The 16,430-nt window shown below is 42.5% G+C and carries 19 protein-coding genes; 10 read left to right on the top strand and 9 right to left on the bottom strand.

The genetic code is table 11. The features are described 5' to 3' along the window. Positions 1-291: 291 nt before the first annotated feature. From yjjG to DC094_RS13485, 4 genes are all read right to left on the bottom strand, one after another. Positions 292-990 carry a pyrimidine 5'-nucleotidase gene (gene yjjG / locus DC094_RS13500; protein WP_241504047.1) on the bottom strand — a complete coding sequence of 233 codons (699 nt, stop codon included), beginning with the start codon at positions 988-990 and terminating at the stop codon, positions 292-294. 114 nt (positions 991-1,104) lie between these two features. After that, positions 1,105-1,653: an inosine/xanthosine triphosphatase gene (gene yjjX, locus DC094_RS13495; RefSeq protein ID WP_116687631.1), complete on the bottom strand. Its 549-nt coding sequence runs from the start codon at positions 1,651-1,653 to the stop codon at positions 1,105-1,107. Positions 1,654-1,658: 5 nt separating this feature from the next. Then, positions 1,659-2,183 (bottom strand): DMT family transporter, encoded by a 525-nt coding sequence (locus tag DC094_RS13490; protein WP_116687630.1) that lies wholly within the window; start codon positions 2,181-2,183, stop codon positions 1,659-1,661. 21 nt (positions 2,184-2,204) lie between these two features. Further along, positions 2,205-2,666 carry a DMT family transporter gene (locus DC094_RS13485; RefSeq protein ID WP_116687629.1) on the bottom strand — a complete coding sequence of 154 codons (462 nt, stop codon included), beginning with the start codon at positions 2,664-2,666 and terminating at the stop codon, positions 2,205-2,207. Positions 2,667-2,844: 178 nt separating this feature from the next. Between DC094_RS13485 and DC094_RS13480 the strand changes: the two genes are divergently transcribed. The 5 genes from DC094_RS13480 (at position 2,845) to DC094_RS13455 (ending at position 7,822) form a co-directional block, all read left to right on the top strand. Then, positions 2,845-3,741, top strand: a complete 897-nt coding sequence (locus tag DC094_RS13480) for a nitrilase-related carbon-nitrogen hydrolase (protein ID WP_116687628.1) — start codon at positions 2,845-2,847, stop codon at positions 3,739-3,741. Between the two features lie 789 nt (positions 3,742-4,530). After that, positions 4,531-5,103, top strand: coding sequence for an ATP-dependent protease subunit HslV (hslV, locus tag DC094_RS13475; protein WP_116687770.1), 573 nt, complete (start codon positions 4,531-4,533; stop codon positions 5,101-5,103). Positions 5,104-5,108: 5 nt separating this feature from the next. Further along, complete coding sequence (hslU, locus tag DC094_RS13470) at positions 5,109-6,446, top strand: ATP-dependent protease ATPase subunit HslU (protein WP_116687627.1); 1,338 nt, start codon at positions 5,109-5,111, stop codon at positions 6,444-6,446. 122 nt (positions 6,447-6,568) lie between these two features. Then, entirely contained in the window at positions 6,569-6,943 is a 375-nt protein-coding gene (locus tag DC094_RS13465) for a gamma-butyrobetaine hydroxylase family protein (RefSeq protein ID WP_116687626.1), read from the top strand. A 417-nt stretch (positions 6,944-7,360) separates the two neighbouring features. After that, entirely contained in the window at positions 7,361-7,822 is a 462-nt protein-coding gene (locus DC094_RS13455; protein WP_116687624.1) for a YHS domain-containing (seleno)protein, read from the top strand. A 52-nt stretch (positions 7,823-7,874) separates the two neighbouring features. Here DC094_RS13455 and DC094_RS13450 read toward each other — a convergent pair whose 3' ends face one another. Further along, positions 7,875-8,126 (bottom strand): cysteine-rich CWC family protein, encoded by a 252-nt coding sequence (locus tag DC094_RS13450; protein WP_116687623.1) that lies wholly within the window; start codon positions 8,124-8,126, stop codon positions 7,875-7,877. 312 nt (positions 8,127-8,438) lie between these two features. On the opposite strand from DC094_RS13450, the gene DC094_RS13445 reads away from it, so the two are divergent. Both DC094_RS13445 and DC094_RS13440 read left to right on the top strand, forming a co-directional pair. Next, the gene (locus tag DC094_RS13445; protein WP_158527324.1) at positions 8,439-9,593 is read left to right on the top strand and encodes a M23 family metallopeptidase; all 1,155 of its coding nucleotides are present in this window, start codon (positions 8,439-8,441) and stop codon (positions 9,591-9,593) included. 79 nt (positions 9,594-9,672) lie between these two features. Next, positions 9,673-10,368, top strand: coding sequence for a hypothetical protein (locus DC094_RS13440; RefSeq protein WP_116687621.1), 696 nt, complete (start codon positions 9,673-9,675; stop codon positions 10,366-10,368). On the opposite strand, the gene DC094_RS13435 is transcribed toward DC094_RS13440, so the two are convergent. After that, positions 10,354-10,926, bottom strand: a complete 573-nt coding sequence (locus tag DC094_RS13435; protein ID WP_116687620.1) for an NnrU family protein — start codon at positions 10,924-10,926, stop codon at positions 10,354-10,356. The genes DC094_RS13440 and DC094_RS13435 overlap by 15 nt on opposite strands. A gap of 220 nt (positions 10,927-11,146) precedes the next feature. Continuing rightward, on the bottom strand, positions 11,147-12,037 hold the full coding sequence (locus tag DC094_RS13430; RefSeq protein WP_116687619.1) for a hypothetical protein: 891 nt from the start codon (positions 12,035-12,037) through the stop codon (positions 11,147-11,149). A 318-nt stretch (positions 12,038-12,355) separates the two neighbouring features. On the opposite strand from DC094_RS13430, the gene DC094_RS13420 reads away from it, so the two are divergent. From DC094_RS13420 to DC094_RS13410, 3 genes are all read left to right on the top strand, one after another. Beyond that, complete coding sequence (locus tag DC094_RS13420) at positions 12,356-13,576, top strand: threonine/serine exporter family protein (RefSeq protein WP_116687769.1); 1,221 nt, start codon at positions 12,356-12,358, stop codon at positions 13,574-13,576. Between the two features lie 38 nt (positions 13,577-13,614). Further along, a complete protein-coding gene (locus DC094_RS13415; RefSeq protein WP_116687617.1) occupies positions 13,615-14,025 on the top strand; it encodes a hypothetical protein in 411 nt (136 codons plus the stop codon). A 158-nt stretch (positions 14,026-14,183) separates the two neighbouring features. Further along, positions 14,184-14,807 (top strand): hypothetical protein, encoded by a 624-nt coding sequence (locus DC094_RS13410; protein ID WP_133245552.1) that lies wholly within the window; start codon positions 14,184-14,186, stop codon positions 14,805-14,807. A 279-nt stretch (positions 14,808-15,086) separates the two neighbouring features. Here the strand turns inward: DC094_RS13410 and DC094_RS13405 are convergent, their stop codons facing one another. Beyond that, positions 15,087-15,551, bottom strand: coding sequence for a hypothetical protein (locus DC094_RS13405; RefSeq protein WP_116687615.1), 465 nt, complete (start codon positions 15,549-15,551; stop codon positions 15,087-15,089). Between the two features lie 10 nt (positions 15,552-15,561). After that, positions 15,562-16,359 (bottom strand): IS701 family transposase, encoded by a 798-nt coding sequence (locus DC094_RS13400; protein WP_116687614.1) that lies wholly within the window; start codon positions 16,357-16,359, stop codon positions 15,562-15,564. Between the last annotated feature and the right edge of the window lie 71 nt (positions 16,360-16,430).

Raw genomic sequence — 16,430 nt, 5'->3', positions numbered from 1 at the left:
AATAGCTGGAGAGCTAATTTTTGAGCGAAATACTGCTCAATAATTGATAAGTCTTTTTTATCTGTAAAAAGTAGCTCTGGCTTGAACTTAAACCAGAACTGACAGCAGGCTTTTCAGGCTGGCCAATTTTTACCTTGCTAAATAGATCTATGCGACTATTTCTTCTTCGAAATTTTCTCTTTTTCATTCAATTTAGCGGTAATAACTCGATATAGATAATGGAGTACTAAGAATAAAACAACTCCTGCCAACATTTTCATTATGAACATAATTTAATCTCTCTTTAGAATATTATATTTGATTCATCAACTGTGGATAATTAGTAACTTGTAACGTCATGTCAATCGGCTGCCCTTGTTCATCTTTGGCCGGGGGTTGCTGCTTAGCGTTATACCAACAACTATCAAAACCAAACCGGTTGGCGCCTAAAATATCAGAACTGGAGTTATCACCAACCATCAGTACCTGAGACTTTTCAGGCTGACCCATTTTATCCCAAGCATATTGAAAAATCTTTGAGTCAGGTTTGGCAAAGCCGACTTGTTCAGAAATCACTAGCAAATCAAAATACTTTTCTAGCTCGGTGCGCTGTAAACGGATCTGCTGCAGTTGGGTAAAGCCATTAGTGATAATGCCCATTTTTACCTTGCCAAACAGCTGCTGCAGCATTTCTGGCACACCCTCTAATGGCTGACAAGTGTCGGCCATCGCATTCAAAAATAACTCATTTAGCCGATCGGTAGAGATTTCAAGCTTATCTGCCCAAGCTTGAAAGCGAATAGTTTGGAGCTGGTGCGCTGTGATATCACCATTTTGGTAGTCAACCCATAAAGGTTTATTAACCGCTTGGTATTGCTGGAAATCTTGCTGTGAAAAATTAATATCCAAGCGAGAAAACATTAATTTCATGCCTTTGAATGCATCGAAATGAAATAAGGTTTCATCAGCGTCAAATAAAATCCACTGGTACTTCATTGATTGGTGCTTCATTGATTGGTGCTTCATCAAAATAAACTCACTGATGTAGGTTTGACGAGTGTTAACGAAATCAGATATCTAGCAATAAATTTAAAAATGCCTGATTACGCTTTCGACTTATCAAACCTACGAAAAATCATACAAATCCGGATGTAAAAATGGTGCCATGGCCAAAATAAGCGCTTGGGTGTAAATGCTTTCCCGGGTTGCATGGCCATTGGTGAGCAAACCAATCGCGCCACCTTTCTGCTTGATATTTTCAGTGTTAAATAACCGGTCCATTACATGGCCGAGTTCTTCACCTTGCTGCAAGGCCTCAAATACTTGCTTGGGCAACGGCAGGTTGGTGCTGCGACCTACCGATAAATTGTTTTGGTGAGCTATTGCAACAAAAGCAAAGGTCGCCGGGCCTTGTGGAAAACGGTCAACGCCACCTTCCATGGCAAAATAATAATCCGCTGTGGATTGTTTTTGACAAAACTCTACCCGGTTGATTGCACCCTGGCGGGTTTCTGCTTCAGTCATTGGCTGGTCTGGCACATTAGAGGGTGCGGAAATGCCATCACAAACAATCTCTGCATCTGGAAAAATAGTTGCTAATGCTAGCTTGGCAGCACTAATTTTTACCGGATTTTTAGAACCAACAATCGCTGAAATCTGCTTTGAAAGACTCATTCTGTTCAAGCGCTCTCTTTTAAGTATTCTGTAGAATTCGGTTGTTTTTTATCGGTTTTCTGCGGTTTATCGACTGACAAATAAATGCCGTAAATAATCAAGGTGACACCCGCAGCATTGGCCAGCATTTGCCAGCCGGTCTGGCCAGAAATATCTAGCAAGACACCACCCACCATCTGGCCACTGACGACCAAAATAGCAGATCTTGCAGCACCGAGTCGTACTAAAACGTAACTGTTGATTGCAACAAAAACCGCGCCAACTGCACCCCCTAAAAAAGCATACAGTGGTGTATTTAACAGTCCCAGCCAGGCACTTTTTTCGGCATCGGACGAGCTAATAAAACCTAACTCCACTGCGGTGAGTGAGCCAATCACTAGAAATACACTGACTAGGGCAAAGCCTACCAAATGATTGGTCAGAGAAGCCTTAAAGGGGCCAAACTCTGCACTTAAACGTGCATTAAAAGCTCGGCTCAAGCCAACCAGCAAACCATTGAAAGCGGCGAGTAATACCATTGCACTTAACATTTTTCTCTCCAGGCTGGCTGTCTAGCCCGCAAAAACAATCAAGCAAGTGCCCGCAAGCACACATAACACAACATAAATATCTCTGACTTTAAATGGTTTTTTAGGCACGCCCAACCAACCAAAATGATCACAGACCATACCAAATAGAACCTGGCCAACCAGACCCAAGGTAATGGTTCCGGATACGCCAACTTCACTAATCACCGTCACTCCGGCCAGAGCTACCGTAATACCGCCAGGTATGCCGCCTAACCAAGCCCACCATGGAATATGGCCTCGGGTTTTGGTTTTGCTCGGCGCTTTACTAAAAAACATCGCACCGATGACCAAAAGCAAGGCAGCGATTGAACCAATGCCATGGGCAACCCATGAGGAAATTGTCGGTGAAGCGTAACCGGCTACCTCACCATTAAAATCAATCAATAACGCCAGCATACCGCCAGCGGCTAGGGCTAAAATCCAGTCTTGCGCACGAACGGCCATGCAAACATTCCTTTTAACTCAATCTATTATTTACAACCTATTCACTCTGCTATTGGCTAAAAAAAACTTAAAGCTGAATGGCTGGAGTGGCGCGCAGTTTACCTTTTTTCTGATTGACCGGTAATCAGCAACGCGGGAAACTGCGCTTAATAAGGCTCTGTATCAAGTGAAGGAATCTATGTCACAAGCACCCAGTCAGCTGACGCTTGCCATCGCGCAACACCCAGCGATTCACTGTTCAAGCTTTGAAAGTTATTCACAACTACAGCAGCAACGGGTATCGGATGCGGTTTCTCAAGGTGCGGAGCTACTGTGTTTTGCAGAATACGGTGCGCTAGAACTCACCGGGCAATGGCCAAAAGCAACTTTTCAACAGCAAATACAGCAGCTGCAACTTCAAGTCGATCCGTTCTGTCGCTTGTTTCAACAACTCGCTGTGGCACATAAAATCAGCATTGTGGCACCGGGAATTGTGGTGGAAACCGACTTAGGAATGCTCCATCGCAGTTATGTTTTTTCTGAAAAGGGCCTTTGTGATTTTCAAGATAAAATTCACAGCACGCGGTTGGAAAAATCGTTAAATCTGAGTAATAGCTTAAATCTTAAAATCTTTGAACATAACGGAATTAAATTCGCGGTAGTCATTTGTTATGACAGCGAATTTCCAACTCAAAGTCGAGCGTTGCAACAAGCCGGTGCTGAATTAATTTTGGTACCCAGCTGCACCGATAGCGTTGCCGGTTTTGAGCGAGTTCGTATGAGCTGCCGTGCTCGCGCTTTAGAAAATCAACTGCCGGTTGCTCAGGCAGTAATTAATAACCAGAACTTTCCTGCAACCAGCTTTAATCAACTAATCGACCAGAGTTTGGGGCATGCCGGTGTCTATGCATGGCCAGACATCGGCTTGCCTGATGATGGAGTATTGGCCAGTGGGAAGGCTTTATTAGATAACCATACCGATAGCAACTGGCTAGTAAAAACGATCAACCTGAAAAAAATCTCTAGCGTTAGAAGGCATGGTCAGGTTGCTGTTGCGCAAGATTGGGATTTTCTTTTTATTACCCCTGAGCAGTAATTTCGTATCCCTTAAAAAACACTCTCTTCTACTCAATAAAATTTTACTTTTTAATATGTGAAAATATTTTCACACAAAGATCATTAAACTGAACGATATTCTTCCACTCGGAATTTTTCCGGTTCATAATTTCAACCGCTTTTTTACAGAATTTTACTTTGTCTTAAATGGTGCCGCTTTGTTCGGCAAATAGTTTGGTTTCATTTTTACTCTTTCCAGTTGAACCAAGCAGCTAGTCGAGATGAAAGCCAATACCTTCCTCTGACTACTGGTAATCTTTAATTAGACGAATTATTCGCGCCGACGACAATATTAAACCGATCAAGATTCATTCCAGATTCAGGCTCACCCCATGTCCTGTGCCGTATCCCATCTCTGTCAGCTGCTCAGCCCAAATCTTTGAAATCATTTCCATCTACCAACATTAGTTACTCGCCCTTGGCGTTATAAGTCACCATGCAGATAAATCTGTCAATAAGGTGTGGCATTATTGTTGCTGTTTCCTCTGCCATAATTACCGTTGCTGCAGTCTGGCCCTTGGCTTGAGCGATCCTTTCGGTTCCTGTGAACCTGTCACTTCGCCACAGTCATAACCACTAGGCTGGCAGCCGTGCAACGACTAGATCAGTTGCTTGGCCGGTATCGCTTGAAATCAGCTGATCCGCCCCAATCTGCAGTTCTATTCGTTTTTTGTATTTATCCCCAAGATAATTGGCGATGCAGTTAGGCGGTAAACACTGTCGCATCTTCAAGCATGACGGGGATATGCCCCATTCCGGAGACATTCTTTTGGAACAGTACAGAGGCACCACGATTCTGGCGGTTAAGCGTCACGGTCAGGTTGTAGTAGGTGGTGACGGCCAGGTTTCACTTGGCAACACCGTGATGAAAGGCAATGCCCGTAAGGTGCGCCGCTTATTCCACGATAAGGTTTTGGCAGGTTTTGCCGGCGGTACCGCCGATGCATTTACTTTGTTTGAACGCTTCGAGCAAAAGCTGGAAGTACATCAAGGTCACTTGGTTCGTGCAGCAGTTGAGATGGCCAAAGATTGGCGTACCGATCGCGCACTGCGTCGACTGGAAGCTCTGCTGATTGTTGCCGATGAAAACGGCATCTTGATGATTTCCGGTAACGGCGATGTGATCGAGCCAGAAGAAGATCTGATTGCCATTGGCTCAGGTGGTTCTTTTGCAACTTCCGCAGCACGCGCGCTTTATCAAAATACTGAAATGTCAGCAAGAGACATTGTTGAGAAAAGTTTGGGTATCGCTGCTGATATCTGCATCTACACCAACAATAACCTGACCATTGAAATGCTGGACGCTGACGCGCCAGAAAAAACTGACTCTAAAGAGGCTTAATCAAGATGTCGCATATGACGCCTCGTGAAATTACTTCCGAGCTAGACCAACATATTATTGGCCAGAACGATGCTAAGCGTTCCGTTGCAATTGCACTGAGAAACCGCTGGCGTCGAATGCAGGTTGCCGAAGAGTTACGCGGTGAAATCACCCCGAAAAACATCTTAATGATCGGTCCAACCGGTGTCGGTAAAACTGAAATCGCCCGCCGTTTAGCCAAGCTGGCTAACGCGCCTTTCTTAAAGATTGAAGCAACTAAATTCACTGAAGTGGGTTATGTTGGGCGCGATGTCGAGTCGATCATCCGCGATCTGGCAGAAGTTTCAGTTAAATTGCATCGCGAACAGGCGATGAAAAAAGTTGAAATACAAGCAGAAGAAGCCGCTGAAGAACGGATTCTTGATGCTTTACTGCCACCGGCTCGCCCGACGGGTTTTGAAGAAGAAGCTAAGCCTGCAGAAAACAATGCAACGCGCCAGGTCTTCCGCAAGAAATTCCGTGAAGGCCAGTTAGACGATAAAGAAATTGAAATTGATGTTGCCGAGCAATCTTCAGTTGGCGTAGAAATCATGACCCCTCCGGGCATGGAAGAAATGACCAGCCAGTTGCAAGACATGTTTAAAAACATGGGTGGCGATAAGCGCAAAAGTCGCAAATTGAAGATTAAAGACGCCTTCAAAATGCTGCGCGATGAAGAAGCTGCCAAGCGAGTTAATGAAGACGACATTAAAGCGACTGCGGTAGAAATGGCCGAACAGCATGGCATCGTGTTTATCGATGAAATCGATAAAGTGGTGAAATCGGAAGGCCATTCTAGCGGTGGCGTGTCTCGTGAAGGCGTCCAGCGTGACTTGCTGCCATTGATCGAAGGCAGCACGATCTCTACCAAACACGGCATGATCAAGACAGATCACATCTTGTTCATTGCATCGGGTGCTTTCCAGATGGCCAAGCCTTCTGACCTAATTCCTGAGCTACAAGGCCGTTTGCCAATTCGAGTTGAATTATCAGCGCTGACCAGCGATGACTTCCAGCGCATCTTGGTTGAGCCAAACGCTTCATTAACCGAACAATACAAAGCATTGCTGGCGACTGAAGGTGTTGAGCTTAGCTTCACCGACGATGGCATTAAGCGGATTGCTGAACTGGCATTCCAGGTTAACGAGAAAACCGAAAATATCGGGGCTCGTCGTTTGCACACCATTATGGAACGCTTACTTGATAGCATTTCATATGAAGCCAGCGACAAATCGGGTGAGAAATTATCCGTAGATGCCGAATATGTAAACAAGCAACTGGGCGAACTGGCTCAGGACGAAGATTTAAGCCGTTATATTCTGTAGTTAGTGGTGGAATAAATGTAGGTTTGATGAGTCTCAACGAAATCAGACATCTGTCTGATTGCGTCTTAGACTCATCAAATCTACCCATCAATTTTCTCATATCCATCTACCGAGCAGTCACCATGAAACCCTCAAAAATTCAGCTTAAAAAGAAATCTCGCTTACTCTGCCTGGCTTGGCCAGATGGCTTTGAATGCGAATTAAGCTGTGAGTTTTTGCGGGTACATTCACCTTCAGCTGAAGTCCGCGGCCACGGTATTGGCCAAGAAACCCTTCAAGTCGGCAAGCAAGAAGTTAATATTACCCAGCTAGAAGCCGTCGGCCATTACGCATTAAAACCAACTTTTGATGACGGCCACGACAGTGGATTATTCGACTGGAAATACCTGCGAAAACTGGCTGAAGAAAAAGAGCAATATTGGACTGACTATTTGCAAAAGCTCAAAGATGCCGGACAAAGCCGACAAACCAATACTCAAGTTATTGAGCTGAAATAGGCTCAACCTCTAAAAAACCATCTCGCTTTAAATTCAATTCGCAGCTGTGATTTCGATTGCAGTGCTTTGCGATGGCTGCGAAACAATTGATCGCATCTAGGTATTCAATTTCTGTCGTTGTTACTCACTTCAGCATCACTGCACAAAGTAATTTCGAGCTGCGGCGTTGCATTAATCCAGAGACTAAAATACATCTTATCCGATTAACGGCAATCGCTCGGTACGCCGACTCAATTAATAAAAATTTTAGCCAACCATTTGAAATTAAAGCTTTGAATTATTGACTAAGCAGTCATTTACTAGCACTTTAGATTTTTTTAATGTGAACCTATGCTAAATTTTATCAGCTTTGCGGAACCTGCTGACTGACTGTTAGGTCAGAGTGGAATATTGATATAAAAAATTTGGAAGATGACCATGAGATCTCTGCTACTAAAACACATCTTACCCAGTTTGCTACTACTCAGCTCAGTACTTTTCAGCTCAGCTTTGTGGGCAAAATCGCCGATATCGACCAGCTATGTTGGCAATCAGGCAGTCAGTGGTTACGACAGTGTTGCTTATTTTCAGCAGAGCAAACCGGTACGTGGTAACAAGCAATATACCTTTGAATATTTAGGTGCCAAGTGGTTGTTCTCTAGCCAGCAGAATCTTGATTTGTTTAAAACCAACCCTCAAAAATATGCACCACAGTTTGGCGGTTATTGTGCTTGGGCAGTCGCTCATGGCTACACTGCATCAGCCGACCCTACAGCCTGGAAGATTGTCGATAACAAACTCTACCTGAACTACAACCACACGGTTAAGCGCAGTTGGGAGATGAACATTCCTCGCTATATTGCCCAAGGAAATGGCAATTGGCCGAGAGTGATTGAGTAGTGAAATAACAGCTAATATATCTTTTTAAACACAGATATTTTTCTGTGTTTTTTTATGCTTCATTTTCTGGCTGCCAAATCCCTTCAGCAATTTTTCTTTTTTCCAAACACTTCTGACATAAGCATTGCTGTTGTTGCCAGTCTTTAGACATTTTGCTTGAAGGCGGGTAATTAAAGCACCAGCAATGATCATTGCCTGCAAGAATGCCACAGCCGACCGGTTCACCGCATTGAGGGCACAACCCTTCAACACCGGCCGATGTTGGCGACAATACGTTGTTCGAATCAGGCTGCTTTTCACTCATCAATGATTTCCTAAAATGTTAGTTATATCAAAAGAACCCTCGTGTTCTTGTCTAAACAAGCACTTTTGAGAGTTGATCCATCATATCGCCGCGTTGGGCGAGTTCAAGCCCTTTAGCTGCGAACCAAATCTCAAGCGCGAGTTCCTATCTATACCCAATCTATTTCAATAAGTAGTTTGGGTATGGAGACACTCTAGTGTGATCGCTTAAAAGACTTAAATGAAGCGGCCTAGCTGTAAATATCGTTCAATAATTTATGCCATAGTAATAAACAGCTCTGCTTATGGAAAAGCGGTGACAGGAAAAGAGATAATGTTTAATTCACAACGACCAAATATTAAAAAGCTGAATTTTTCAGCAAGCTTTGTCACCTTTTACTGCTTATTAGTTTTATTTGCCATAGTTTTTAGCGGCGGCAGTAGTGCAATGACGCCGATTAATCATTCAAAAAGCAACTCTAATATCAATTCAACAAGTCGATATCCATCACCGAAATTTCAGCTGCCTATCAGCTGCCAATTGGGTGAAAGTTGTTTTGTTCAACAATATGTCGATGTTGATCCATCGGTTAAACACCATGACTACCAATGTAATCAGGCCAGCTACGACAACCATAAAGGCACAGATTTTCGCTTGCTGAGTATTCGACAAGTCTCGCAAAATTTTCCCGTGATCGCTGCAAGCGATGGTTTAATTAAAGCGGCGCGCGATGGAGCAACCGACAAGCTAGTAACAACCCAGCAAGAAGTAAAACAGTTATCAGGCAAAGAGTGCGGCAATGGTGTGGTAATTAAACATGATAATGGCTGGGAAACTCAATATTGCCATCTGCGCAAAGGCAGCATTCAAGTCAGTCAGGGGAATCAGGTCAAGACAGGGGATTTGCTAGGCTATGTTGGCCACTCAGGAAAAGCTGCGTTTCCTCACTTACATTTTTCAGTGCGCCATTTCGACCAAGTAATCGACCCATTTACCGGCTTGGCTGTTAATAATAAAAATTACCAAACTCAAATAGACCGCTGTAACAGTCCCGTTAAGAAAAATAAATCTTTAAAAAATAGTTTATGGCACTCATCAGCGCAAAAGCAGTTAGTACAACCAAAAGCCAACTCCGATGCAAAAATCCTTGCCTTGGGGTTCAGCATTAACACCATGGGGTTAAGCGATTTAACCAGCCATGGTTTGCCTAATTTTAAATCCATAAAAAACATGCCTGCGGTGGTTTTATACAGCTGGATCATCAATCTACAACAGCAAGATAGAATTCGTCTGACTATTTTCAGCCCAACTGGCACGCTCATCGATGTACCTGGTAAAGCATTGCAACGCAACAAAGCCCAATATAGCTGGTATATCGGCAAACGAATGCCTGAAGCCGGTTGGCAAAAGGGTACTTACACCGGACGTTTACAAGTCATTCGTAACGGTAAAGTAATTCGCTCGAAGAAGGTTCGCTTTGAAATGTGAGTGAAAACAACAATACAACTCGAGCAGCCAAAGCCTTGTAAGCTATTCTTGTTTTACTATCAGTCTTGTTGTGGTCGTCATGGCATATCCTTCACAAGCTACGCTGCATCAATTGGCAGAGATGAATCACTGTGAATTTATACCTACACCAGACTGTTACTATCATTCGAGCGCTCAGAACATGCCATTTTTTGATGATTTTAATTCTGGTTGTTGTTTCGCATTATCAGAGCTGTATATCAAATCTAATGGCAATATTGAAAAAATAAAAAACCTTTCTGAAGGAGAAATTCAATCAGTAATCAGAAAACAAGCTATTTTTACTAATGGTTTTAATTTTTTAAATTCGACTAAAATGTTAAGTACCCAGTCAGTCAAAATATCTTCTTTCCAACATTTTTTTCAGATCAATTCAGCGCCTAGATTTTTTCCTTGCAATAATAAAAATGAATATTTATTACAAAGTGCTATCCAACATGCCATTAATTACAAAGGATTTTCATTGCTATCGTTTAACGGCCCCAAAAGTCACTTAACTGTTATTGATAACATTACGCACTCAACCATACAGCTTTATGACTCAAGCTTAGGAATTTTCCGAAATAGCGAAGGAACGTTGCAATCCCAAGTCAACCGTTTAGCTAAGATATATCATCAATTATTTTATATGTTTTACTTTAAAAAAATTTATCCGGCAAATTATTTAGCAGTTTTTTGGATTAACAAAGCTATTTTTAACATGGAGCTATCAGCGCCCGCATTACCACTTGATTAACGGCATGCCAGTAAAGTAACTATGGCTGAAAAACAATCCGATATAAATTACAGCACATAGTCCCATGAATAACAGTTCATCTTTAATTTTTAACTTACCTCTGGCTGGCTTTAGATTGCGGCGATAGCTGCTGAAAATACTGATGAGAGCGAACAGGCCAAAGCTTGAAAACAACACCACTTGCGGTAAATCACCATTGGCCATTAAATGAGCAGAAGACCAAACTACAATGCTCCAATTGAGTGGATTAGGCGTCAGGCGCTTAATAAACGACCGAGTCGGCAAAGCTTGATTAGACAAAAAGAGGTAAATACTAGGCATCATTAGCGACATTGCTAAGTGGCGCGACCAACTGGTTGGCTGATAAAGATTACTATAGTTTGCATATTTAAGGCCGAGTATTATCAGCGCCAAACCTACAATAGAAATCAATCCAAACAATAGCTTATAGCGATTTTCGCCGTATTTAACTTTTAACTTCTGCCGGTAGCCTGGTGCCAGAACCGGCAGTAGGTGCACCGCAAAAAACAATACCAAACCAAGAATTAGCCAACTCATACCTAAGCCCTAAACCATTACCAATAAACAACAAGCACCAAAACTTGTTGTATTCTGCCGCACTTGTTGTGGAATAGGAATTAAGCAACATAGTCACTGTGGTTATATTGGATAGTAGTTATTTTTTTATGATGTGTATTTTTGCTATTCGGTAAGATGTGACAAGTCACTCTCTGCTGAGTGTTATTGGTTCAATCTCCTGATTCTGATCAGCTTGAATCTAAATAATGTCCCCATCATCACTCAAGTTTTCATTATCACTTCCATCAATTAAACTTGTTGCCGATCTAGAAGACAGAGCACTACCTCCTGCTTCAGTATGTTCATCTAATAGTTGTTTGATAAATTTATCACTAGCAGTGGAGCTTATAACTAATTTGTTACAGAATATATCTACTTTACCCATCAAACCCCACAGATGCTGCATTTCTAGCAGTACTGCTCCTCCATGCAACTGAGCTACTTCATTAGCAATATAAAATGTTCCAGATAACCAGTCGAATATTGTTAACTTTCCGCTATCAGACTTTATAGCAATACAATGGGTTTTCAGCGGTTCAGCCAGGGCTACTCGTTTGCTTAATTGATATTTAATAATATACATGCCTGACTGAGAACAAAGAGAAGCTGCTAGCAACATCATATCCTGATATTGCTCACTGGAACTGCAATAAAAACCAGCAACTGTTTGATAGACACTTTCCTGATATTGTGCCCTTGCTTTATCTGTTATTTTATCAAGAACAGTACCTTTTTTAGGTACTAAAATCGAACTACTATTTGAGCTTGAGCGATATTCAGCGTTGCCTGGCATATACCCTGCTCCCATAAGAGAGCGGCTATCATATGCTTTATCGAGTGTTTCATATAGACGCAGCCTCCTTAATAAAGGACTATCCCATGAAAGGTTGGAGATCAGCACATCAAAATTATCATTATTTCCTTCCATTACTAACCAGATATAAGCCAAAGCGTTTAACTCTCCCAACCATACTGGTGCCAACAAATTAGAATCTTTTAAAAAACCAAATTTATCGGTGGCCGGGTTTTTCTTAGCTTTAATATTATGGTGAGTGACCACTTTATAGATTGCGTTTAAATAATGTGACATGGTCCCTCTGTCGGAGTGGTAGTATTGATCCATCATTGCTTGATATAGCTGCTTTCCTAACAGTTTGCTAACGGTAGACCTGCAAACAAAAAATTAAGTTTATTCTAAATTTTCACGCACACCGGCTAGCGATAGTTTATTGTATAAATCATCAAAGGCATAAGCGGCCATACCCATAATAAAGCCGCTGCCGTTTAGCAATTCCCGATAGCAGGCAATGCATTTACCTGTTGGTAAGGTAAAATGCTGCTTCTTTGACCGCCTCCAAGCATTAGCCAACACTTACTTGCAATGGCTAGCCCGATTGAGACTTCCTACTTGAGCAACGAAGAATTTTTTATCAAACGCCGCTTCATCATAAAGCTTGGCAAGGCACTGCATAAATTTGGCACCCCGGCTTACCGGCTTGAAGCCCATTTGCAGAATGTCGCCCGCACCTTGGGAATCGAAGGCTATTTTTTAATATCCCCCACCACCATGACCTTCGTGCTGCATAACGACAGCGAGCAGGAATACAACCATTTGGCTCGGGTTGTTCCAGGCGAAGTTGATTTAGGCTCATTGGCACGGGCCGATGAATTAGTCGAAGAAGTAACCTCAGGCCAGCGTACTGTTGAAGAAGCACTCGAACGGTTGCATGAAATCAGCGAAAAAACAAAACCCTATAGCGATGGGTTAACCTTATTGTTTTTCGGTGTCGCCTCAGCAGCTTTTGCCTTGTTAATAAATACCAGCTGGAACGATGCTTTTTGGTCGGGCCTATTGGGCTTAATGGTTTACGGGCTGATTTATATTTCTGAGCGTTCCAGCCGCATGGCAGAAATGCTTGAGCCGCTAGCCGCTATTTTATGTGCCATCTTTGCCTGTGCTTTCGCCCTTATTGACCCCGGCATAAATATTCCGGTGGTTATTTTATCTGGCATTATTGTATTTATTCCCGGCCTGGCATTAACCATGGGGTTATCAGAATTAGCTGCTCGAGATTTAATCTCCGGCACAGCACGAATCATGGATGCCATGATGCTGCTATTCAAGCTCTATTTTGGTGCGATTTTAGGCCTTACATTAGGCCACTTTATATTTGGTGAAGTGTTTTACATTCACCCGGCAGCACTACCCGGCTGGGCTGAATATGCCGCAGTACCACTGCTATCTGCATCATTAGTTGTTTTATTTAAAGCACGCATTAAAGATTCACCTTGGGGAATTATTTCCGGCGCACTGGCTTATTTTTCAGCGATTGCGGCCAGCCATTATTTTGGAGATTCAATCGGAATTTTCTTTGGTGCGCTGATTGTTGGTATTTATTCCAACCTATATGCCCGCTGGATGAAAGCACCGGCCTCCATCGCTCTGTTACAGGGCATTGTTATTCTAGTGCCCGGCAGCAAGGCTTATATCGGCCTCAATGCAATGATCACCGGTGAAATGATGTTGTCACAACCGCAACTGGGCTCGCAGATATTTTTGATTTTTATGTCGCTAGTTGCTGGGTTAATCTTCGCCAATGTCGCTGTGCCACCAAGAAGAAGTTTGTAAAGCAGCCAGCTGAATGAGCCATAAGAAAAGCACAACCTGTGAAAAAAATGATAAATAAAAAATTAATTAAAAAATTGCTCTCTCTGATTCTTCCGGCATTGGCTTTTGCCAATGCCTCGGCAGAAGTACTCAAACATGTAGAGCAAACCAGCCGTGATCATTATTATATTCAACTGAAAAACCCAACCTTCAGTATGAATGGATTTGTCGGTGGTGAGCATACAAATTTTTATCATATTCTGGCATTTACAGGTGAGGCTTTTACCATCGACTTTGGCAAAAGTAATCCACAACATCAGTGGTCATTAGGTGGGAACGGCGTTGATGTGCTGCAAAAGAAAGGTATCACCACAGCAACTGCCAATAGTGACGGCAGCTGGATTACCATCGAAATCTCAGCGTATCCACAGCCGGTGGAATATGAACTGACTATTACCCGATATCCTTAGCCGCCGTTCACCCCAAAGTTTCTATGAGTTGTGGGTTAATTTCAGTTCGACCTGAGTCAACAAACCAGTTGATTTCATACCAGGGCAACAGGAAAGATGTTAGTTTGATGCTAAATCCCCAAACAAGCTGGCAGCTGTTTCCGGCCTTGGAATCATCGATGAAGCAACTTGTATTATTTTTGACCATATTTCTTTTATCTGCCACATCAAATGCCGATCAGTATACTTCACATGTAAAACTGGACTGTGCTCCTTCTCTGGGTTACTTCAAGTTTGAATACAATCGCGTCTATTCAAACTTTTACAGTTCAAGAGAAGAAAGAAAAGTGGATGATAAGCTAAATAACTTTCTCCCCTTCAAGAATGTGTCATGTAATTTGCCGATGGGACTTTTGGAGTTCAAAATCACCAAGGAACGGCAAGGAAATTCAGACTATTATTTAGATGTACACTTTAAAGGAAAAAAAGTATTATCTGATATTTATATGGAAGTAGCTGGGTTTTATTCAGATGAAAACAAATATATTCTAAAAGAAATTCAGGGCGATTACTTTGATAAGCGAGACACAGATTACTTGCCAAGCTTTGTTTTTATTTTCAAGAAAAATTATAGCAATATTTTTATTCCTGTGAGCATTAATCCATTTGAAGAGTCATTGTCAAAAGAGCAATTAATCAACAGGATTGAAAGTAAATTTCAAAATATCAAAAAGGAGCTCTTAGAAGAAGCCAAAAAACCTCCGCCTGCAGGCTGTGTACTTCGCCCTTCAGAAATAGGCTAAGTTAGCCATTACTTACCAATAGTTATGTTGCGGTGAACTACCCAAGACCACCGCACCAAAGCTAGCCAGGAAAATTTTCAAAAGACGTGGTCTGGTATGGCAGGGTAGCTATCCATCAACCATAGTGGAAACAAATCCACCATGATCTATGGGTAAACTTTAGTAATTAACTCGACTTTAGAGTGAGCGCCTCCGCTTAAGGTGGCGTTTACCATTCTTAAGTTTATTTCTTACTCTGATTTCTTGTGTTTTTACGCTACTTTACCACCGCAGAATTTTTCAACCGCTATTTTCGTAATCTCGTGGTTCGAATTTTTGATCTTTTGGATGCCACCAGCCTCGCACATTAACATGCATTAAATCCCGAACCAGCCCTCGTCGTAGATGCCCTGCCGTCGTTGGGTGATCTTGCCGCCAAGGTGAATGGTTGCTTAATTTAGCAAGCGCTGATGCCTTCAAACACGTTAATAACTGCACCAAACCATAACCCGCCATCATTAAATGCATCCACCGCATTAATACCTGCTTGCTTTGCTGCCAGCACTCTTTCATTCCCCACGCCAATTTTAATTGATTGAATGCCGTTTCAATACTCCAGCGTCGTGCATAGGCTTGAATGATTGCTTCGGCGGAAATCTTTGTATCGGTGCAGATGATCAGTGCGGCAGGCTTCCATTCTCCTCGTTCATTTTGTAGCTGACTCCAAACTGCTTTGACTAATTTACCGTCTAAAAAGCGTGCCATTACAATCGCACTAGCAAAGCGAGCCTTTTGTGACTTCCCAGGTTTTTACCCGCCTTGGCAGCTGTTCTTGCCGTATTCGCGTTAATTGCTCACCATATTTTCTGGGACGGCCAACAGGTTTTTTTAAGCATTTCTCAGGCTTTCTATAGAGGCGTAAATCTCTTCGCGCTTGCCCTATCACATGCCAGTCTTTCGCCATTGCAGCGGTGACCAAGCTGCTTTTCATATACCAACTATCTACCAGCAATCGTATTTTAGCGGCAGGTAAAACAGGTTGAATCACTCGAATCAATGCTTTCGCTGCACTAATTTTAGTACCGTTACCTGTCTTGGAAATGAGGCGAGATAAAAATGGAATCGCTGTAATATCCCCATTATCACGCACTACCGATACGGCCATAGTGACAATATATTGTCCCCATGCATATTTAGGGCGATTGGCTTTATTACCATGCTGGTGATACAAACTTGCTGCAGGCGCTTTTTTGGATTTTCGATAAATCAATGAATCATCTAGCTCAAGATAAATAACCGAAGCAGGCGATAAAAAATGGACAACCAATCGTAACAATTGAAGCCCTAGTTGGATCCAGGACCACTTACCTTGCTGTAGCCATTTGTAATAACTCGTCCAATGGTTTTGTAATGACAAAGTGTGCCAGACTTCGCAGACAAACCCATTGTTGGTCAACATGCAACCTATTAATAATTCAATAAAAGTAGGAATGGATCGAAGCGGTATCGCCCGCGTTAAAAATGTGATCCACTGAAAGAGTTCGGCAGGTATCGAATGATGCAAGCGGGGCATGCGGCCTCCAGAAAGAGATGGGGATTTCCTTCTGAAGGCCGCGCATTGATCACCCTAAAAAATAAAAAAAG

The sequence above is a fragment of the Pelagibaculum spongiae genome, assembly GCF_003097315.1.
GTDB lineage: Bacteria > Pseudomonadota > Gammaproteobacteria > Enterobacterales > Pelagibaculaceae > Pelagibaculum > Pelagibaculum spongiae.
This window is presented reverse-complemented; position numbering and strand designations above follow the sequence as displayed.